The sequence below is a fragment of the Streptomyces sp. NBC_00988 genome (assembly GCF_045162645.1).
Lineage (GTDB): Bacteria > Actinomycetota > Actinomycetes > Streptomycetales > Streptomycetaceae > Streptomyces.
The window spans coordinates 8977358-8998865 of the sequence record NZ_CP108730.1 but is presented as its reverse complement, the minus strand read 5'-3'; the positions used below and the strand labels follow the sequence as shown (position 1 = coordinate 8998865).

The window sequence follows — 21508 nt, the reverse complement described above, 5'->3', positions numbered from 1 at the left end:
CGTCCGGGGGTGTACCCAGCACCACCACGAAGACGGGTACCAGTGTTGAGGACCGCGCCCCGCCACTCCGGGATGGTGGAGGTACCGCGGTGATTCCAGCCCCGGGCACCCACTTCTGGAGAGAACCTCGTGACCAAGTCGAATCGGCGCTTTCGGAGCGCCGGGATCGGCGCCGCCGCCACGGCCGCCGTCGCCGCCTGGTGGCTAACCGACACCGCGCCCTATCCGTATGCTCAACGCTGGCTGCTGGACCTGCCGCTGCCGTTCCTCACACTGCGTCGGCTCGACGGCATGCTGAAGCCGCAGCCGGGCGAGCGGATCCTGGAGATCGGCCCGGGCACCGGCCTGCAGTCCCTGCACGTCGCCCCACAGCTCGGCGCCACTGGCCGGCTCGACATTGTGGACGTCCAGCAGGAGATGCTGCACCACGTGCTGCGCCGGGCCGGGGCACAGGGCATCGGAGGCATCGTACCCACCCTGGCTGACGCCCACCGACTGCCCTTCGGCGACGGCACGTTCGACGCCGCGTACCTGGTCACCGCGCTAGGCGAGATCCCGGATCCGGTCGTTACTCTGACCGAACTGCGCCGGGTACTGAAGCCGGACAGCCGACTCGTGGTCGGTGAGTTCTTCGACCGTCACCAGATCCGACCGGCCCGCCTGATCGGTCACGCCGCAGCCGCGGGCCTGCGGGTCGGCCAGCTCATCGGCCCGCCCTTCGCGTACTACGCCCGGCTGCACCCATACGCCGAGGCCGCCGCTATCCGCGGAAGCGCTCCGCAGGCGGCCTGAGCCGGGGCCGTCAGACGAGCATGTCCGGGGAAATCCAGCCGTGCAGAGCAGCCATCACCCCGGCCTGGAACCGGCTGTCGGCCTCCAGCCGCCCCATCAGGTTCGCAGTGATGCGCCGCCCGGTCCGGACGGACACCCCAAGCCGTCGGGCTACCGCCTCGTCGGCCAGCCCTTTGGAGAGCAGTGCCAGTACGGCCTGCTCCTGGCTGGTCAGGCCGTGCTCGTTCGGCTTTGGCTGGCGTCCCAGCGGCACTGAGTCGGCCCAGACCTGCTCGAACAGGGAGCACAGCGCGCCCACCACGCCCGGACTTCGCAGCAGCAGCGCGCCCGAGCCGGTCGCATCCGGGTCCACCGGGATCATGGCGATCCGGCGGTCGTAGACCGTCATACGGACCGGCTGGGTGGGCGCCACCCGGATCTGCGCCCCAAGGTCGGTCAACCAGCGAGCGTACTCCAGCGTGGGCACGTCGTTGGCGATGCTCTCCAGGTAGACGGTGCGCATCTGCACGCCATGGTCGAGCAGTTCCTGGTCGAGTGGGCTACTCGCCTGCAGCGCGGCGGCTGAGAGGGCTCCACCCGGCACCAGGCTCAGGATCTCGGAGGTGCAGTTCGCCGCCAACGTCTGGATTCTCAGCCGGATCGTGTCGAGACCGGTCAGTACCTCGACGGGTGGCTTGTGCCGGGCCCGGTTGTACTGGGTGTACTCGGCAACCAGGTTTTGTACGGCGAGCCGACCAGTCTCCAGTTCGTCATGGCGTCGCCGAAGCTCCTTCTCACGCTGGGTGAGCAGGTACAGCAGCCCGTACTCGGGCTCGACCGCGCGCAACACTCTCGGGTTCTGCCAGGACTGCCGCACCAGACCGAGTCGGTCCAGTTCATCGATGGCTTTCCGGATCTGGTCGTCAGACCGGTCTAATCGCTCTGCCAGCTCGGGAACCACGGCGGTGGAATCCTTGAGCATCTCCCGATAGACGTCAGCCGTTTCGGCGTCAAGCCCCAGCACACCAAGATCGAGGGCCACTCGTTCCCCCTAGCCACACGCACCCCATCCGCTTCACTGAACGATTGATTGTTGCCTGCGAACGATAAAATCGGAAGCCAGTTTGACTGTGTTCGATCAAGCTTTGACCAATCAGCAGGGTGGCTGGTCTCGACCTACCATTCCCTTCATCTTCTTCCGGTCAGAGGTGGCGCAGTTCCGGCCAAAGTTGCGCCCACGGCGCCCGTATCCCGGAGCACACCGAGATCACGGTCGGCGGGACCTTGGTCGGTACCGGTACGGCGATCGGGTCGACATACGACGCCGACTGCTCCAGCCGGCCGCACTGCCGGCGCAGCACTTCGGGCACCGGACCGACATAGATCACGGTCCTGGCCTCCTCGGGCGGTGTGCCGAAGTACCAGTAGCCCCGACTCCCGCTGTACACCTTCGGCAGCCCGAACTCCGGGCCGTACCGGGCGAGGACGCCGGCCCGGCCGTAGTCGTCGGTGATCACCACGGTATGGCGCCGCTCAGCGACCGGCAGCCGCCGGTAGGTGTCGTCGACCGCCCGGGTCAGCCCGGGCCAGTCGAAGTCGCGCAGCGCCAGCACATAGCGGTCCGCCCCGCCGAGCCACTCGACGTCCAGTGGGAGCAACCCCCTCAGGAAGACCAGCACGGTCACCAGCAGAGTCGGCCAGGTCGGAACCCACCTCCACCAGCGTGCCGTCCGTCGGCGCTCGACCTGAACCGCGGCCGCCGCCCAGCACACGGGAAAGAGCCCAGCAAGGTAGTACGGCCGCCCGTTCGTGGCGCACAGCAGCACGGCCAGGGCCGACACCGACCAGCCGAGCAAGCGGTACGGGCGGTACTCGGGCAACCGCATCAGCCACCACAGCCCGGAGCAGAACAGAAAGCCGCCGACCAGACCGGTGGCCAGGAACAGTAGGGGCAGGAAGGCGGGTCGGCCGCCGTTCTGGGCGACTTCGGCGGCGATCGCCGAGCCCATGGCGACTTGCGGCAACCCGTGCCGCTCCTGCCAGACCAGGCCCGGCAGCGCCGGGAGCAGCGCGATCGTGGACCCCGCCCAGACCAGCGGCCGGCGGAACACCTCCTTCGGCCCCGTGACGAGCAGCGCCACTGCGGCCACGGCCCAGAAGGACAGCAGCAGGTATTTGTCCGCCAACGCCACTGCGGTCAGCACACCGATCACCGGCCACAGCCGGTCGTCGCGCAGACGGATCCAGCGCACCAGCAACCACGTCACCGCCGCCCACAGGGAGATGTCCAGCGTGGTGGTGGCCAGGTGGTGACTGTTGGTCAGAACCACCGGGGCGAGGGCGAAAGCCGCTCCGGCAAGCAGCTGTGCCCGTCGGCCTCCGCCGAACTCCCGCGCGGTCAGCGCGGTGACCACCACCGCCGCCGGCACCGCCAGCGTGGCAGGCAGCCGCAGCGCGACCGCCGACCCCGGCGCGAGCTCGTCCATCAGGCGGGCCAGCAACGGCACCAGAGGCGGCTGGTCGACGTACCCCCAGGCGAGATGGTGTCCGGCCGCGAGGTAGTACAGCTCGTCACCGGAGTAACGGAAGGTCTCGCTGGTCACCAACAACACCAGGGTCAGCACCCCGGCCAGCGACACGACCGCTCGCCGGGCGAACGGCGGAACGGAATCACCGCCACCCGCCTCGGCAAACCGCGCCTGCCGAGCACCGCTCACCGATGTCCTCATACTCATGACCCGCGCCTCCGGTGGCTCACCCCTCGGACGCCCTGCATTGGTGCGCCGGGCACAGCGTCGGGGGCGGTCATATATCCGAGCCATATCGAGGGACACATGGCGAAGGGCCGACTCGAAGGACATCGGCTCCGGGCCGGCCGTTCGCTCAGGGCGTATCGGTCGGCCCCATAGCCCAGCACGAACGCGATCAGGGCGATGGCAGCCCGGGCGAGGTAGAGGTGGAGCCACATTCTTCACAATAGTGTCGCCGATGCCTCCCGATGGATGGCCTTCCACATCCACGACTGGAAAACCAAATCACCAGCCAGACAAAAGGGTCGATCGCGCCGAAGGCGTTGAACAGGAAATGGAAGACCTCACCCTGCCACAGGTAGTTGAAACCACCCGTGACGAACCAAAAAGCCACCACGGACTGGCTGGGTCCAATGCTGCAGTCCATCGCCGTGATACCAAAAGTCACGAAGGATCTTGCAGTTCTTTCGGGGCTTCCGTCGTTCTGAGTCTCGGCGTCATCTGACGCCGAACCACCAGCTCCCTCGGCACGCTCTCGACCTCCGAAACGCTGAACAGGCAGTTCCGTTGAGAGCAAGGGACGAACCGGCGACCAGCCCGTCACGAACATCGGCTTCCATGTTGCCGGACGGTGACAGACCCGGGGCTGGGCACGACGTCCACCAGCAACTCCTCAGCCTTCTGCCGTGCGCCACCGCTGCGCGGGTGGCCAACCCGCAGCTCACCTGCACTGACTCACACATCAGATGCTCCCCAGGAAACCACAGGTCAGTGCTGATACGTGGTCTCAGAAACGCCTTACCGAACCCAGGAAGACTTCCGACCTACGCACTCCACGTGCGGGGCCCGACCAAACGATCAGATGCCTGCACAGACTCCAAAGATCCGACTCCCGCCGGGATTTTAAGCACCGTCGGATACCTTTTAGGCGACCCTCAAAAAGAACTCCCTGAATAGTCCCTGGACTGCCGCAGATCGAGTCCATACCACGAGGGATCGTGTTGCGCGGTGCCTCGTCGTGCTGCCTGGTGACGTTCTGCCTGATCAGAGCACGTTCAACAGGTTGACCCGTGCCACCCCGTGATGCACCGTCCAAAGGCGTCTGTCCACCGGCGGGGCTTTCACCGGCCCGCCAGCGAGACTGCCGCCAGGCTGCCGACGATTCTGTCGACCGGTCAGAGAGGCGAGCGGAGGTCACTGTGGGACCTCTACAAGCCATCCGCCAGCGAGTTCCTCCACGGATGCTTCCCAGATGGGGCCTCGCCATAGCCGCTGCCCGCCCAGTCCTGGCACGGACGTGTTCCGCCGGAGTTTCCGTCAGAGCGCTGGTTGATCCAGCCCAGGTCGCCGATGTCGAGGCGGCCGACATGTTCGTGAAGTACAAGGAGACGGCGCGCGGGGGGCTTGCGGTGAACATCATCGAATGCTGAAGAAATAGGCCCTGACCAGCGCGTTCGTGTCTTTCAGCGCTGTCAGGGCCTTCCCTGCTTACTCGGCGGAAAATCCCCGAAAAGTCCCTGGGACAGGCTTGAAAGTCCCCGAAAGTCCCCAGGTTGTCCCCGGATCGGCGATGGCTTCCAAGGGGTGTGAGCAGCGCTTTCTCGAGTCGCTTCCTGCCCGTTCGCACTGCCTGCCACCCCGTCCGAACGCGGCACGCGTCAATCGGGACCACCTGATTCCGCACCATCGACAGACGCGACTGCCTTCCTCGCAACGGCCACGCCTACGGCCATGACGCCGATCCCAGACCGATTGAAGACACACTGCCCATGCCGACGTCAAACCCGTCGAGGCCCCCGCAGGTGCGGGAAGGTATCGAGACCTACGCATTACGAGACCATGAGCGATCGTGTTGACTGGTGCCTCGCCGTGCTATCCAGTGACATTTTGCCTGATCAGAGCATGTTTAGCAGGTTGCCCCTTGCTACCCCGTGACGCATCGTCCAAAGGCGTCTGTCCACCGGGGGGCTTTTGTAGAGCGACCAACGAGGCCACCCTGAGCAACAAGCGAAGGCTCTGGCACGATCGTTGGGACGAAACAGAACACCTTGTCAGCCCTCTACAACCTTCCCACGTCCTGTCGCGGGTGCGCTTCGTAATGCAACGGCAGCACATTTCAAGAGGGGCTACACGAAGCCATCCTTTTCACATTACTTCGACGGCCCGAGATGCCGCCTGGGGGGGGAAGCCGAGGGGCAGTTCGGCACGGACATCCATAGCGGTCTCGTCGAGGGGATCGACCGAACCGTGGTTCAGCCGTCGTCGACACACCCGCCCTCGTTCAGTGGGTTGCGACCGGGACAGCGTAAGAGGGCACGCCAACATCGCTCTTCTTGTCAACTGGGGGCTGCGAGCGTTGGGTTTGCGCTATGAATTGAGCTTGGGGCCGCATGGGCGGGAGACCCCCTAGGTGCGAGCGGGAGGCCTGGTGGCTGCAGCGGAGACGGACCGGCTGGTTGAGTACTTCTTCTGCGATCCCCAAACCGCCCTCGGGCGTTACGGAACCCCTGCGGGGCGGAGCGTCGCCGAGTGCGGCCACGAACTGATCGCCGGGGCGCTGCACCGATACGACCTCATCGATGGGGGTCAGTTCCCAGTCACCCTCCAACTCTACCGAGGTCTCGACAACTTCGTAGGCCACTTGTGGGAGCAGGAAGTCCGTGTGCTCCTGCGAGCGGCGGCGCTGCGCCACCCCGCCCTGCCGGAGATCGTCACCGGCGGCTACCGGGATGCCGAGGCGACCCGCTCGACCGGCTTCGACGTCAGCGGCTTCGCGTACGTGGTCACCAAAGGCGCCGTCGACAGTCTCGCGGACGGGGGGCTGCTGGACGAACTGCGGATCCAGCACGCTGTGGCGGTCCGGCAGTTCTTCTTCCTGTCAGACGCGTTATCCGTCCTGCACGGTCAGAAAATCGTTCACCGGAACCTGTGGCCCGGCAGCATTGACGTCCATCAGGACACTTCCATGCCCGTGGGCCCCGAGCGGCTGCAACTGCGGCTCTCCCGCTTTGAGATGAGCGCCCTCATCGGCAACCTGCTGCGGGCCACTGAAATGGACACCGAGCACACCGCAGAGCAGGTCACCCGCCTGCTTCTGGGTCAGGACACCGAAGCACTGGCCTACTGCGCACCAGAGAGGCTCGCCTATCTCTTCCCCGAGCAGGGCACCGAGCCCGCTGACCACGCCAGCTCCGACGTCTTCAGCCTGGGCGCCACCGTCGCGGAATGGTTCCTGCCCGAGAAGCCCGGTCCCGCTGCTCCGTCCGGTCCGGGGCAGGAGAACCTGCTCGCCTGGGCACTGAAGCGACATGCGGCGCTGCGCGCGGCCCTCGACGACCAGCCCGACCTTCCCGACCCCCTCCGAGAACTCCTCACCGACATGCTTGCCCACCATCACGCCCAGCGACCCACCAGCTACGAGGTCGTGGAGCGGATCAGCCGCCACTACGAGGAGATCTCGGGCTACTGGGCCGAGGTCTCGGACGTCCAGCGGCCCTATCTGGTGGCCTTCCTCCCCGCTGAGTCCCGGCACACGCTCTACCACTGGGGCTGGCTGACCCACGACCCGGAGACCGAGGAGGGACACCGGGAGCTGGCCGAGCTCATCGAGCAGGACCTGTGCGGGGCACGGCTGGTACACGCTCCGCACGGAGCCGTGCCCTACGTCGCCCCGGGGGCCAAGGAGACCAAGCGCGAGGCCCAGCTGCTGCTGATCGGCACCCGGGCGGCCTGGTTCTGTCAGAGGTACCGGCCTTTCAGCGCGCTGGGCACCGCGCTCGGGCCGCCCCGCGAGGACACCCTGGTGATCAAGTACACGGTGGCGCTGGACAGCTCCGCCGGCCGGTCGATCAAGGACGACGTCGACCGGACCCGCTTCCACCGCACCATCCCCTCCGTCGACGCCGTCGCATACAACATCCACCCCGCGGAGTTCGCCAGGGAGCAGGCCGGTCGGCCCAAGTGGACCCCGCTCATCGACGCGATCGCCCGGGCGGTGGTCGACTCGCCCACCGACCTGATCTACGAGCAGGCCTTCGATTGGCTGCTGAGCTACCAGGAAGTGGAACTCCAGGCGCGCGAGTACGCCTATGAGATCGACAAGGACGACCACGGAGGGCGCTATCTGACGCTCCGGCTGGACGCGGCACGCGACGACGCCCGCAGGTACCGCAACTCGATGCTGAGCCACTACTGCGAGGATCCGGTGCTCAGGCCGCCCCTCGGCGACTTCTTCGCCTCGTTCGCCTCCGAGGAGGGCGGCGACATCGAGGTCCTGGACGACCGCAACGGCGCTCCCCGCAGGCATCGCGATCGGCGGTTCCTCGTCAGCCTGGACGACCAACTGGGCGAGCAGGCGATCCGGGTCAGGTTGCACTCCGACAGCGGCAGGCCTGCGGATCGGGGCTGGATCCGCCCCGCGGGTGACCTGGGGAGCGTGGTCGCGTACCGCCGCCAGTTGCACGCGCGGTGGAAGCTGCTGGGCAACAAGGTACTTCTCCAGCAACTTCAGCATCCGACGACGATCAGGGGCCTGCCGGAACGCTGGAAGGACGCGGGTGCCGGCCTAGTCGGCGGCGAGGTGGTCACCGACATGCTGGTGTCGCAGCCGTTCTTCGCCCTTCAGGGACCGCCCGGTACGGGCAAGACTGAGATGACCGCGCGGGCCGTCGTCGCCTACCTGCGGCAGGAGCCCGCCGCCCGCGTGATGGTCTCAGCGCAGTCCAATTGGGCCTTGGACAATCTCGCTGCCCGGATCCTGGAACGGCTCGCCCCGGAGCACGACGACGAGCAGGCCGGAGGGACCCCGCAGGCCCAGCCGGAAAGCGATGCGCTCGACGCCCTCACCGTGGGAGACGTCATCGCGCTGCGCGTCACCACGAGTTCCTCCGCCGACCGCGTCGACGACCGGCTGCGTCCCTTCCGCCCGGCGGAACTCGCAGAGGCCCGCTCCGAGGCTCTCCAGAAATACGCCGCCAAGGAGCAGAAAGAGGCCGGCCGGGACAGCCGGGAGTATCAGCTGATCAAAGATTGGGAGGCCGTGTCCAAGGGCGCCGTCCCCGAACTCACGGACCGTATCCGCCGGTCCGCCAACCTCGTCTTCGCGACCTGCTCATCAGCCGACCCCGAACACATGTCGATCATCAGCAACGACGAGCCGTTCGACTGGGTTCTGATCGAGGAGGCCGCCAAGGCATGGCCGACCGAGATCGCCATCCCGCTCTCTCAGGGCTTGCGCTGGACGCTGATCGGCGACCATCACCAACTCCCCGCGCATCGCAGGCAGGACGTCGAACGCTTCCTGCACGACTCCGCCGACCATCCCGATCCCGCGCTGGCGCTGCACGGCTCCCGAAGCGCCGAATACCTGCGCGTCTTCAACATGTTCGGCAGCCTCTTCGAGGTGCCGGCCGCCGACACCGACCGAGGTGACGGGTACCTGTCCCGGCCGGTCCGTACGCTCAACACGCAGTTCCGGATGAACCGGCCGATCGGTGACCTGATCAGCCGGGTCTTCTACCCCGATCCCGCGGACCCGGCAGGTGAAGGGCTCATCCGTACCGGCAAACCCGACGAGCCGCACGGCTACAGCGCACCGGAGTGGCTGGGCGACGCGTCCTTGATCTGGCTGGACACGCACGCGCTGACCGGCTGCGAGGACGAGCCCGCCTGGAAGAACCGCGGCGAGGTCGAAGTCGTGGCCGAGCTCGTATCCAGGCTCAGCCCACGCCCCCGGCCGCGCCGGGACGGCATAGGTCACGACGCCCTCGCCGTACTCACCCCCTACCGCCACCAGACCGATCTGTTGCGCGCGCGTAGCGACCTTGCTCCCTTCGTCCGCACCGTCCATGCCTACCAGGGGCGGGAGGCCGAGGTCGTCATCGTCTCCCTGGTCCGTGACCGGAACCGGAGCGAGGCCAGGGACCAGCCGTGGAAGAACCTGGGACACCTAGTCCAGCCCGATCTGGTCAACGTGATGTGCTCGCGCGCCCGACGACTGCTGATCATGGTCGGTGACATCGAGCACTTCGCCGACAGCGGGGTGGAGTTCTGGCCGCGGGTCTGCAACGCCTTCCGGCGACATGGCCGGGTGCTGCCCGCAGGGCAGGCCTTCCGTGACTGACCGGCACGGCACGGCCCGCATAGCCCAAGCACGCGGCACGGGGGAGGAACAACGATGGGCAATCTGACAGTCAGCGTGCCTTGCCTGGTGGTGCCTGTCCGGGTCACGCTCGGCTACGGTCGGTTCGTTTCCCCGATCGAGCAGATCGTCCTGAGGAAACTCACCCTCTACGAGGCTGACGGCCTCGACGAGCCAGCCGTCTACGGAGCCGCCGAACTGGCCAGCAGCCTCGGCCTCGGCCAGCGTCTCACCCTGGACATCATCTCCGACCTGTGGCACAAGAACTACATCACGCTGGACCTCACCCGGGGTGTCGTACGGCCCGCTGACCACGTCCGGCGCCGTGCGGCCCAGGGGACGCTGCACGAACTCGCAGGCGCCGAAGTGCACAGCGCCGAGTACCCCCTCATGGTCGACTCGCTCACCGGCACCTTGATGCCCGTCAACGGCTACACCCGCCCGCAGGAGGGGCACCCCGTCGTCCCCGTGCTCGATCAGTGGGCCGCCGATGAGACGTTCACCCAGGCCGAGCTGGCCGACGCCCTGCACGAACACCTGCGCCAGGAACGCCGTCAGGAGCGCCGCCAGTACACGCAGGCCCGGGAGCAACGGGTACTCACTGCCCAGATCGTCCCGGCGGCGCTGCGCCCGCCCCCGCAGCGCCGCTGGCTGCCGCTGAGCATCACCGTGGGATGGGACAACGACGCCGAGAAGATCCGGCTCTTCTCCGACTACCCCTCGTTTCCCACCGAGAGCCGGGTGCGCGCCCTCAGCCGGATCGCCGAGCTCCTGGAGGTCCTGCCAGACAGCACGTTCGCCACCCAGGTCCGGCGGGCCGCGAACAGCCAGTTTATCGAGGCGCCCTCCCTGGGGACAGCCCTGGAACGCCTGGAGCAGGCGGCGGCCGACGTGTCCGGATCCGCCCCTGGCACGTATCAGGCGCGGCACAACGAACTGGCCAGGCAGAGTCGCCAGGTGACCGAACTGCTGCGGCTGCGGGTCGCCTCAGAGGTCGCCACCCGCGTCGTGACCGACCCGGACGAGCACCGTGAGACCCTGCTCGACCTGATCGCGTCCGCGCGCGAGCAAATTGTACTGGCGTGCCCCACCATCGGCTACGAACCGTTCTACGAGATCTCCGATCAGCTACGACAGGCGCTGCTCAGAGGCGTCCGCGTGGTCCTGTTGTGGGGAGAGAAGCACGGCGACGAGCTCCCGGAGAAGGTCCGCAACCTGCTCAACGACCTGCGACGGGCGGGCCGCGGCAGGCTCGTGTGGACCTACCGCCCCAGCCGTACCCACGCCTGCCTGGCGGTCTGCGACGACCGCGCCGCCATGGTCACCGGCTACCGCTTCCTGAGCCCGCCGCCGGCACGGCAAGGCAAGGAAGGCCGGGATCGGCAGAATCGGGCCCGGCAGATCGGGGTGCGGATCGACGCGCCCACCCCCGGCCCCTGCGACCCTGTGGAGGCGCTCCTGCGCTGGGCCAGAACGGCGGTGCCGGACTACTCGGTCGGCCAGAAGGTCAACACGCGGCACAGCGACTTCACGGATGCCGCCGACCCTGAAGCCACGCAGGAGGCACGGGAGGAACCGTTCGTCGCCTGGCAGCCACGGCTGCCCGAGTTGCCCGCCGAGCCCGCCACGTCCCCCGACAGCACACCGCCCTCCGAGGCCGTGGTGGTGATGTGGGGCCAGGCCTGGATCGAGTACGTGGCCGCTCTGCGCACGGAGTTCGAGGCCCGCACGCTGCCCTGGGCCGCGGTACAGGTGGACGGGGCCCATCGCGAGACCCTGTGGCAGGCTCTGCGCCACAGTCGCTTCCGCCTGCTGCTGTCGGGTGCCCGTGTCGGTCCCGATGCCTTCGACTCCCGCGCTTCTGCGGCTCTGGACAAGCTGCTGCGGGCGGAGGTGCAAGTGACCGTCGCCCACGGCCGGCGGACCGAGTCGACCGGAATCACTGAAAGTCCACGCCGTCTGCTGACCGCCCTGAAGGCGAACTTCGACGGGCACGGTCTGCGAGTGCTCCAGCAGGCGACCAACGCCCGCGTCATGGTGAGCGACGACGAGGCCCTGGTTGGCAGCTTCGACCTGCTGTCCCTCGGTAGCCAGGCCCCCGGGGCCTCCCACCGGCGCCCCAGTGAGATCGGGCTCAGGCTGGTCGACCAGCGGACCGCCGACCAGTTGGCCAACGCCGTTCACGGGGCCCTGGAACATGATGCCACGACCCCGGCAGAGCCCAGCGCGTCGACTGCCGCCAAGACCGAGCCCGCCGTACCGGATGCGGTCAGCCGGGCACAGCGCCTGGTCAACTCTGTGGCGAAGGAGGCATCCTCCGGCGAGCCGGCCGTCGTGGCACGCCTTGTTCGCGACTGCGTCGATCAGCTCATCGGACAGGAAACGGACGTCGTGTGGGCGCTGCTGGACACCCTCGGGCAGCATGACGCGTACCGCCCCATGCTGCGTCCGGCCGCTGCGTACGCGACGGGAAAGCTGCCGGGGAGCACAGAGGCCCGCACATGGCGCCGCTGGTTGATGCGCGACTGCTGGGAGCGCGGGATGTTCGTCGAGGCCATGTTGCTCCGGGCCGCGATCCCTGGGGAGCACACGAGACCCCGCCTGCCGCTGGCGCTGGTGACCGCCGCTCGCGGCGACCGACACTTCGACGAGGCGATGCTGGAGGCTGCACTGGCCGCGGAGGAAGCCCTGAAGGCATCCAAGCCGTGGGCTCGTGCCGAGGCCTCCGCCCTGGTGTCACTCTGCGTGGCCGAGGTACTGACCGTCGACAGGGCGAGCGCTGCAGGGGAGGCCCTGGATCTGCTGGAGCAGCACCTCACCGAGCCCTGGCGTGCGCTCTCCCGGCTCGGCCGGGACCACTGGAACGGAAAGCTCGGCCCGGTACCCGTGGCCGACCTCCGGGCCCAGGCCGACAGCGCCCGGCACGGGACGGAAGTCGCTCAGGCGTGGGAAGAGCTGAGCCGGCGTCACAGCCGCGCCGCCCAGGTCACCTTCCGCTTTCTGTCCGGCACCCGCACCCATGCCCAGCTCTTCCGCCCCGATGGGGAGTTCGGCCGCCTGAGAAGCCTGCTCGACGCCGAGGACGGGGACGCCGTATACCAGTGGCTTGCCGAGCACCCAGCCTCCGACATCGATCGGATCCTGGACCGGGCCACCCGCTCGGTGGAAACCGCTCACGACCTTCCGCTGATGGTCAACAAACAGCGGCTCAACTTCGTGGCCCGGCTCGCCGAGGTCGCCGAGGGTGCCGCCGACCTCGTGGCGCTGTTGGACGCGAACAGCCCGGCCAAAACCCGCAGACTCGCCGAGTTCGGGCCCGTGGCTCGCGAACTGTCCTCACTGCTGCCCCGGATGGTGGCCGCGGCGGAAGACCTGGACGGCCCGGAGCCTTCCCTGGCCCGGGCCATGCTCTCCCGCCTGACCGACATCGCCGCCTGGGGAGGCACCCAGTGACGGAACAACAGGAGCAGGCCGGCACGCCCTCCGTCTCGCGCGACCTGGTGACCCGCTGGGCCGACCGGTGGCACTACCCGGAGCTACTGGCCCTGCTAAGTCGTACGGACCACGAGACGGAACTCGGCCCCGACGTGTTGGCCGACGCGATCGCCGATGGGCTGGCCCGCCCGGTGGACGTGCCGGAGCACGCGGCACGGATGTTGATCGAGCGGGGCGAGTTCGCGGCGGCCCGGGAGATGCCGGGCTGGACCGAGACGGAGGCCGCCACAGAGGCGGCTGTCGCCGAGGCCAAGGCCCGGCTCGGCCGCCGCCTCGACCGGCTTACCCGGCGTGCTGTCCGCGCGGGCCTGACCGACCGGCCCCCGGATGGTCTGGAGTCCCTCGTGGAGATCCGTTCGATCGATGCCGACGCCAACCTGGACAGGTGGGAAGATCACCTGAAGATCGCCGAGAAACGCCGGGTCGCCGACCTCGAGGACCGGCTCACCGCAGCCCTGGAAGAAGAGGGCTGGGCCGAGGCGGGGTCGGACACGCCAGGGCCCGCCCGCGACGACTGGGAGCAGTCGGTCCGGAACTGCCGGGCCTAGGGCGAACTCGCCGCCGCGGAGAGGCTCCTGGATGCCGGCCCCTCCCCGGACGCCGTCGGCGGTCCGCTCACCGTCCCCGGCCAGCGGACCTGGCCCTGGGCGGATGTGCCGTTGCGTGACGCGCTGGCGTGGTACGGCGGATCGGTGAGCACACGCCCGGAGTTCACCAGCCAATGGCGGCCGGACGACGAGTCGGGTACCGCCCTGATCAAGGCACTGGCCGAGCTGTACCGCAACGTGTCCGCCGAGAATGTACGGACCTTCGCCAATGCCCTGGACACTCACCTGGGTGCCGACGCCGCCCGGCATCAGGTGGAGGAATACGGTGGTGGTTTTGTCACTTGGCTCTCCGGCGTGGCCGACTACCAGCGTATCCCCCAACTCGCCCTGCCCCGCAAGCTCCGGCTGTATGTCTGCCCGGACGGCCGGGAGCCCGAGGTCCCGGAGAAAGACCGGCCCGCGGCCTGGCTGGTGCTGCGCATGCAGGCGGCGACGCAACGGAAACTCAGCCCGCCCGGCGTGGCGGTGCTCGACGCCCGTACGGTGCTCCAGCTTGCCGCCCCGGACCGCCGTGGCGTGGCCACCCCTCGGAGCCACCGTACGGTCAACCTGCTGCGCGCCATGGGCAGGGGACTGCGGGTCGTGGATGTTGTTGGTCGGCAGCCGCTGCCGGACGACCGCTCCGGACCTGCGGCCCATCCCCACGAGGAGCACGAGGACCTCGCCTGGTGGCTGGACCTTCTCGGCGTCCGCTACACCGACGCTGTGGTGGACATGCTCCTGTACGACACCGACGGCCACCCGGTGGCGCTGCGCGCGGCCCTAGCCGGACTGCTCCCGGACACGGACCGGCCCTTCGAGCTGACGTCCGAGGCGTTGCAGGAATGGCGTGCCGACCCCGAGGCGCAGGCCGCCTTCCACGACTCGGTGGTGGACCGGTCCTTCCTCGGTTCTGACCGTGAGGCGGCTGCCGCCCTGCGCGCGGTACTGCTGCTCATCCGCGACGACCCGGAGTTGACACTCTCGGCGGAGGGCATCGCGTCGGTCCTCGGCTCGTCCGCCCCCGGTGCCGGAAGCCCGCCCATGGAGCTGAAGGCCGCGCTGTCCCGGGTTGCCGCGGCCGGCTTTCTACGCCAGGAACCGGGCGACCGCAGCTACCGCTGGAACGGTCCTGGTCTGGCGGCCCTCCTCATCGGCCCCGACCCGCGCCGTGTCGAGTCCCGCCTCGACCAGGACTTGCGGGAGTTGTACGACCGCCGGGACCGCAGCGAGGAGAGCGCGGTGCTCGGCCTGCTGGAGGTGCGCGAGTCGTACACGCACACCGCAGTGAACCGAACGACCGGAGCCACCGACGCCATCAGGCGAATGCTGGAGCGCGAAGATCTTTCGGAGCAGGCTCGCGTCGAGGCACAGGGCGCGCTGCGAGCCCTTGAAGAGGGCCAGCAGGCCGAGGCACGGGCCCGTGACCCCCAGTGGCTGTACGGCGACCTGCACACGAAGGAACCGCTGGACCTGCGCGCAGAGTTGCAGAGTCATTGTCTTGGCCTGCTCACCGAGGCACCGGCGAACGTCGTTGTCGACTTCCTCCCGGACACCGATCAGGAAGTGGTCGTCTGGGCCAGCCACCAGCTGCTGAAGATGGCTGTGGCCAATCTCCTGGACAACGCGCTCCGGGAAATCGGGCCCGAGGGCAGGATCCGGGTGACCCTCAGCCTGCTGCCGCGCGGACGCGAGGGCGTCGGCGGGCCCGTGGCCCGGGTCGACATCGAGGACAGCGGGCCGGGGGTGCCCGAGAACTGGCTTCCGTTCCTCAACGGCACGGTGAGCGGCCCGCCTCCGGTTACGCCCAAGGGGAGCGGTCGAGGGGTTACCTTCGCGCGGAACTTCATCGTCGCCCACAACGGCACACTGGTGTTCCTTGCGCGCTCGCGGGACCTGCGCGGAGCCCACGTACGTATCGAACTGCCAGTGACCGAGACCCCGCCGCAGCGATGAAGGAGCTCAACCCCTGCCCAGCATGCGGTCGACCGCCTCCCGGACCGCGAGGGTGTCGAAGCCTCCGACACCCGGCCTCGCCTTCGTGCAAATGCCGGACAGCCCGAAACGCCCAGTGAGATTGCGGTAGTTCGCCTGCACATCGCCGGCAGGGAAGTACGCGGTGATCAGTATCCGGGGTATCCCGCGGCTCTTGAGATCGAGCAGGGCGGCATAGCCGTGGTGGTCATCGTTGCGATCGGTGAGATGGCGGTCGACCAATGCGCCGTGGAACTGCGGTGGGTTGCCCCCCATGAGCCGGTGGTATTCCTTGAGGTCGTGGACCACGATCGTGTCGCAGTCTCCGAACAGCGTCTGCAGCGACTGGCACATCTGTCTATCGTCCTCCACGATCAGAAGCCGCCGCCTCGGCGCCCCCCGCTGACCCGGGTGTAGGATATCCGCCGCCTTCACCGCCGGGTCGTCGCTGAACCGGTCCGCGAACGTGACCCAGCCCTTCACCTCTACGCCCTCTTGGAACAGCTCAGACACTCTGGCCATCAGCTGACGCCGTGCGGTGAACGCCGTGTTCCAGTGCCTGGAATCGACCGTGGGGTGAACCCGCAGTGGATCCCCGCGCCACTGCGCCAGCAGGCGCGCCACCTCGACGGCGTCCGCGGGCTCTCCCAACTCCGCCAACTGCTTAGGGAATTCGAGCACATCCAGCCGGAGCAGGTCTTTCGGCAGCCGGTAGCCGCCCGAAGCCGACCTGGGGATCTCGACGCCATGCTCCTTGAGGAGCCCTTTCACCCTGCTGACGTGCGTGTACACGGCACTGGAGTTTCCACCACGCGGCAGCATCCCCCTGATGCTCTCGGAGGACACCAGTTGCCCCTGCATGAACAACAGCCGCAGCAGAATGGCCGCTTCCACCCCGCCGAGCGGCGTACGTCCCCCGGTACGGCTCTCCACGATCAGTTCGCCGAGTGCGGCGACGTACGGTCTGTCCTGCTCCGGAACTCCGTCCCCCATGGCCTCATGCTAGCGCTGGGGAACCATGTCTAAACTCAATCTGAATGCAACTCACCAATGGTCAGGCGGACGTGAGTTTGGACTCAGAACGAGGCTCGTGGATCACCTGAGAAAACCTCGGTTCTCTGGGGGCACGGGCAAACAGCCCGACGGTCTCAACCGGCCGCCCACCCTCCCCAGGAGTGAATCCCTCATGCCCGCCATCTCCGTGAAGACCTGCGCCGCCGTCGGCACCGGCTCCCTCACCGCCCACTTCGCCGGTCTCTCTCCGCTCCAGACCCTCGCCACCGGCGCCGCCGTCCTCGTCGCCGCTCTACTACTCAAGTTGCTCGTCCTGGAGTGGTTCTCCCGCAAGAGCGACGGCGTGCGCAGCGACGTACTGAAATTCGCCTGCATGCTCTTCCTCGGCCAGCAGTCCGCCCCCGCTGAATCCCCTGAGTCGCCCGAAGCCTCCGTCTCCCGGAAGCGGCGCAGGCGGCGAGCCAAGTGACCGGCCAGCACACGCCCCGGAGGGCTCGGAGCCCTCCGGGGTCCCGGCATGGTCAGTCCGACCGTCGCATGGTCGTCAGACCTTGATTAGGCGGGTGCCAGGACCAAAGAGCATCAGGAGATCTTGGGGCGCGGCCCGGGCGGCCCTCCAGGACATGATCACAGGCTCGGCCAGCACCCAACGCCCGGGTCTGGTGCAGGTTTGGGTGACAGGTTCGGTCACGCGGCCTGGAGGGCCGGTGTGGTCATGACGGTCTCGAATTCGATGGGGGTCAGGCGGCCGAGTGCGGCTTGTCTGCGGCGCCGGTGGTAGGTCCTCTCGATCCAGGTCACGATCGCGATGCGCAGTTCCTCGCGGGTGGCCCACGATCGGCGGTCGAGGACGTTCTTCTGCAGCAGGCTGAAGAAGGACTCCATGGCCGCGTTGTCGCCTGCCGCGCCGACCCTCCCTATCGAGCCGGCCATCCGGTGGTGGTCGAGGGCCCGGACGAACTTCCGGGAGCGGAACTGCGATCCGCGATCGCTGTGCAGAATGCACCCGTCGACGTGTCCACGCCGGGCAACGGCGTTGTTGAGGGCTGTGACGGCCAGGCGGGACTTCATCCGCGTGTCGATCGAGTAGCCGACGATCCTCCTGCTGAAGACGTCCTTGATCGCGCAGAGATACAACTTGCCTTCGGCGGTGGCGTGTTCGGTGATGTCGGTGAGCCACAACCGGTTCGGGCCATCCGCGGTGAAGTCACGGCGGACCAGGTCGTCGTGCACCGGCGGGCCGGCCTTCTTGGTAGTGCCGCGCTTCTTGCCGAACACGCTCCACCAGTTGTTGTCCCGGCAGATCCGCCACGCGGTCCGGTCGGCCATGCCGGATCCCGCACTGCGGGCTTCGTCGGCCAGGAACCGGTAGCCGAACTCCGGATCCTCGCGGTGGGCGTCGAACAACGCGTTCGCGCGTGAGGCTTGCTCGAACTCGGCATCGGTCACGGGACGTTCGAGCCAGCGGTAGTAGGGCTGGCGGGCGAGTTTCAGGACCCTGCACGTGACCGTGACGGGAATTCCGCCCGTGGCCAGCTCTTTCACGAGCGGGTAGACCCTTTTCCCGGCAGATGAGCCTGCGACAGGTAGGCCGCGGCCCGGCGCAGGACCTCGTTCTCCTGCTCCAGCAACTTGATCCGCCGACGCGCTTCCCGTAGTTCCGCGTTGTCCTGGCTGGTCGTTCCGGGCTTGGTCCCGTCGTCGATGTCCGCGCGGCGCATCCATTTCCACAGCGTCATCGCGTGCACTCCGAAGTCGGCGGCCACCTGCTCGACCGTCACGCCCGGGCCGCGGTTCCTCGCGACCCGCACGACGTCCTCGCGGAACTCTTGCGGATAAGGCTTGGGCACAGCGACATCCTTCCCACCCGCCCCACAGGGCAAGCCAGTTCAGATGTCACCCGATCGTGCAGCAGACCCTCCCGGCAACATGCTGGTAGGGCTCGGCAGATTCGAGCATTACGACCCGGCCCGTACGCTGCAGATCGAACGAGATGCGGTGGCCAGCCGTGCGCATGTTGATGATGCGCTCAACGACGTCCACCTCTGTCACCTCCTCCCCCACGAGTGCCTCTGGAAGAGGTGAAACGGACTTGAGCGAGTTGATGCCGAGCACCTGGAGCGTAGCGATCTTCTTCCCCTTGAGTCGCTCCAGAAGCGGTGCGATCTCGGCTGCTGACTGGATGGTGGCCATGTGAGCATCATGGCTGAAGAAACAGGACGTGTGCGCCAGGCCAGTCAGTTGCTGTCTCGAGTATCCGCTGCTCTTCCTGTCAGTCTGTGGTGTGATACCCGGTTACCGGGTTGTCCGTCCTGGGTGAGAGAGGATCCTCGCTCAGATGACCAGCACGAACGGCCCCTAGCCGAGTCCACGGACCCGGCCCCGAGCGCGACCCGTCGCTGCTTCTCCCCGGAGTAGAAGCTGTGCATGATCGCCGAGTACGACACCGTCCTGGCCGGGGGGAGGGGGGCGATTCTGCGCCATGGGCGGCGACACCACTCCCCATCCATCATCGGATGGAGGCCAGACTCCGGAGAGGCGACCACCCTGTCCGACTGGCGCACCAGCACGGCCTGGTGCCGATAGGGCTCCTTGTAGTTCAGAGGTCGCCATCACCGCCGAGGATCGGGCTGATCAACGCCCTGCTGGACCCAGCTTTGTCTACCAGCCTGTTGGATTTTCACGGTCATTACCTGCTCAGCACCGCAACCGGAGAACGTGCGCCAGATCAGTTGCCGTGGACAGACCTGGAATACATGCCGCAGCTGATCGATTGGCCTGTTTCGGACACCAATTACGAAGGGAGGCTGGAGCCGGTGAACGATCTGAAACTCTTCCGGGTCGCTAGCGGCCAGGCTGCCGAGATCCCGGGAGCGGCAGTGGCGTTGGAGCGTCACCTGCAGACGTTGATCGAGCAGAACATGGAAGCGATGCTCGGGATCCGGTTCCTGGCGTCCGAGTACGGCACCGGTTCGTGGCACCGTGGGCGGATCGACTCCCTCGGCCTGGACGAGAGCGGCAACCCGGTAATCGTGGAGTACAAGCGTTCGAATGGTAAGGCGGTGATCACTCAGGCGCTGTCGTACCTGTCGTGGTTGCGAGATCACCGGCATGAGTTCGAAAGCCTGGTGAAGGAGCGGCTGGGCGACGAGGCGGCTGGCTCGGTCGACTGGAGCAATCCGCGTCTGGTGTGCATCGCCGGGGATTTCACGTCGCACGACACGAACGCGCTGGAGGAGATCGGCCGCCGGATCGATCTCGTGAGCTACCGGGACTTCGGCGGGGGCCTGCTGGCTCTGCAACTGGTCGCCTCCGTAACCGGCTCCGCGGCACCGTCCCGGACACCGAGCACGCCCGCGAACAGGAGTGCGCCCTCACAGGGTTCTGAGGGTGGCGGTTCGGTGGTCAAGTCGGTCCGGCAGTTCCACGACGAGTCGCCTCAGTCTCTGCGGGACTTGTACGCCGATCTCGACGCGATGCTGATCTCCCATGCTGATGTGCAGAAGGAATTCCAGCTGCACTACGTCGCCTACCGTCGGATCAAGAACGTCGCGACCATCCGCTTCCAGCCGCGCAGCCACATCCTCGTGGTCCGGCTTGCGGTCGATCCCGACACGGTCGAACTGGTCGAAGGCTTCGCCCGGGACGTACGCAAGATCGGTTGTCTGGGAACTGGCCCGCTGGAGCTGCGGATCCGGTCACACGGGGACCTGGCGAGAGCCGACTACCTCGTCCGGCGAAGCGTCGAAGGCCGCTGACCCAGATTACCGGGGCCGGTCTGCATCGCAGTTCCGATGCACACCGGCCCCCGTTTTGCGTGCCTTCAAGAATGGCGGTCTAGCATGGTCTGGTCTCATTCTTCGGGCCCGGCAAGTACGAAGTCGTCCTGGATCAGAGCGCGTTGGAGTCGCTGTTCAGCGACGTCAGCGTAGTGCGATGACAACTCGACCCCCACGAACCGTCGGCCCTCGCGCAGGGCGGCGACGCCTGTGGAGCCGCTGCCGGTGAACGGGTCAAGGACAGTGCCGCCCTCGGGGCAGATCTGCACAAGCTGCTGCATGATCTCGACCGGCTTCTGGGTGATGTGCACCCGGTCCTTGCGGGGCTGGGAGGCGATGAAGTGGCCGGGCAGGTACAGGTCCTGATCCTTGGCCAGGCTGCCCTTCACGCCCCAGGTGATGAACTCGGCCGACTGCTTGAACCCGCCCTTGCGAGGCCGGCTGGCGGGCTTGATCCACGGGATGGTGCCGCTCCAGGTCCAGCCGGCCATCTGCAGGGCGTCGGACGTGGTCGGCTCCTGGCGCCAGTCCGAGAAGACGACGGCGACCGCGTGCTCGGTGGAGGCCCGGTACGCCTCAGTGAGCAGGGCGGTCAGCCAGCTCCGGTACGAGCGCTGGTCGCGGTTTTCTCCGGGGAAGTTCTGCAGGTCGTGGGCGCTGTTGCTGGTGACGTACTTGACGCGCGCCGTACGGCCGGTGCGGTCCGAACTCGTGCGACCGCCGGAGTTGTACGGAGGGTCGGTAATGACGGCGTTGACGCTCTCGTCCGGGAGGGTCTTCAGCACGGTGAGGGCGTCGCCTCGGTGCAGCGTGTAGCTCATGCGCGGGGCCTCTTTCAGGACACGACGGGACTCGACCCACTCCGGACAGCGCCCAACAGCGGTCGTCCGGGGCGGGGTTGCGCCGGACAGTAGCCGCGATTTCCGGCCGCACCCAACGCACCACTCCCTGCTCCGGATCCGGGCCTGGGAGCTGTTTGGTGCGGCCGGAATCCCCATC

13 protein-coding genes are annotated in these 21508 nt (G+C 67.6%); 7 read left to right on the top strand and 6 right to left on the bottom strand.

Translation table 11 applies throughout. From position 1 onward, the window contains the following. Positions 1-129: 129 nt before the first annotated feature. Entirely contained in the window at positions 130-792 is a 663-nt protein-coding gene (locus tag OG496_RS41015) for a class I SAM-dependent methyltransferase (RefSeq protein WP_405974448.1), read from the top strand. A 10-nt stretch (positions 793-802) separates the two neighbouring features. On the opposite strand, the gene OG496_RS41010 is transcribed toward OG496_RS41015, so the two are convergent. Next, positions 803-1813: a helix-turn-helix domain-containing protein gene (locus OG496_RS41010; protein ID WP_405974447.1), complete on the bottom strand. Its 1011-nt coding sequence runs from the start codon at positions 1811-1813 to the stop codon at positions 803-805. Positions 1814-1973: 160 nt separating this feature from the next. Continuing rightward, on the bottom strand, positions 1974-3506 hold the full coding sequence (locus OG496_RS41005; RefSeq protein ID WP_405974446.1) for a glycosyltransferase family 39 protein: 1533 nt from the start codon (positions 3504-3506) through the stop codon (positions 1974-1976). A gap of 2443 nt (positions 3507-5949) precedes the next feature. Here OG496_RS41005 and OG496_RS41000 point away from each other — a divergent pair. From OG496_RS41000 to OG496_RS40985, 4 genes are all read left to right on the top strand, one after another. Further along, entirely contained in the window at positions 5950-9642 is a 3693-nt protein-coding gene (locus OG496_RS41000; protein WP_405974445.1) for an AAA domain-containing protein, read from the top strand. A 54-nt stretch (positions 9643-9696) separates the two neighbouring features. After that, positions 9697-13113, top strand: coding sequence for a hypothetical protein (locus tag OG496_RS40995; protein WP_405974444.1), 3417 nt, complete (start codon positions 9697-9699; stop codon positions 13111-13113). Next, positions 13110-13703, top strand: coding sequence for a hypothetical protein (locus tag OG496_RS40990; protein WP_405974443.1), 594 nt, complete (start codon positions 13110-13112; stop codon positions 13701-13703). The genes OG496_RS40995 and OG496_RS40990 overlap by 4 nt, the downstream gene beginning before the upstream one ends. A gap of 144 nt (positions 13704-13847) precedes the next feature. After that, complete coding sequence (locus OG496_RS40985; RefSeq protein WP_405974442.1) at positions 13848-15698, top strand: sensor histidine kinase; 1851 nt, start codon at positions 13848-13850, stop codon at positions 15696-15698. Between the two features lie 6 nt (positions 15699-15704). Here the strand turns inward: OG496_RS40985 and OG496_RS40980 are convergent, their stop codons facing one another. Continuing rightward, entirely contained in the window at positions 15705-16709 is a 1005-nt protein-coding gene (locus OG496_RS40980) for a hypothetical protein (protein ID WP_405974441.1), read from the bottom strand. Positions 16710-16902: 193 nt separating this feature from the next. Here OG496_RS40980 and OG496_RS40975 point away from each other — a divergent pair, with 193 nt between their 5' ends. Next, the gene (locus OG496_RS40975) at positions 16903-17199 is read left to right on the top strand and encodes a hypothetical protein (RefSeq protein WP_405974440.1); all 297 of its coding nucleotides are present in this window, start codon (positions 16903-16905) and stop codon (positions 17197-17199) included. A gap of 218 nt (positions 17200-17417) precedes the next feature. Here the strand turns inward: OG496_RS40975 and OG496_RS40970 are convergent. Together OG496_RS40970 and OG496_RS40965 are read right to left on the bottom strand one after the other, a co-directional pair. Next, positions 17418-18580 (bottom strand): IS3 family transposase gene (locus OG496_RS40970; RefSeq protein ID WP_405974334.1). Its coding sequence is split into 2 segments (ribosomal slippage): positions 17418-18293 and positions 18296-18580, totalling 1161 coding nucleotides; the frame shifts between segments, so codons are not numbered across the junction. 46 nt (positions 18581-18626) lie between these two features. Next, positions 18627-18923, bottom strand: a complete 297-nt coding sequence (locus OG496_RS40965; RefSeq protein WP_405974439.1) for a hypothetical protein — start codon at positions 18921-18923, stop codon at positions 18627-18629. Positions 18924-19546: 623 nt separating this feature from the next. Here OG496_RS40965 and OG496_RS40960 point away from each other — a divergent pair. Next, positions 19547-20488 carry a transporter gene (locus OG496_RS40960; RefSeq protein WP_405976812.1) on the top strand — a complete coding sequence of 314 codons (942 nt, stop codon included), beginning with the start codon at positions 19547-19549 and terminating at the stop codon, positions 20486-20488. Positions 20489-20583: 95 nt separating this feature from the next. On the opposite strand, the gene OG496_RS40955 is transcribed toward OG496_RS40960, so the two are convergent. Further along, positions 20584-21330 (bottom strand): DNA-methyltransferase, encoded by a 747-nt coding sequence (locus OG496_RS40955; RefSeq protein WP_405974438.1) that lies wholly within the window; start codon positions 21328-21330, stop codon positions 20584-20586. Positions 21331-21508 lie beyond the last annotated feature (178 nt).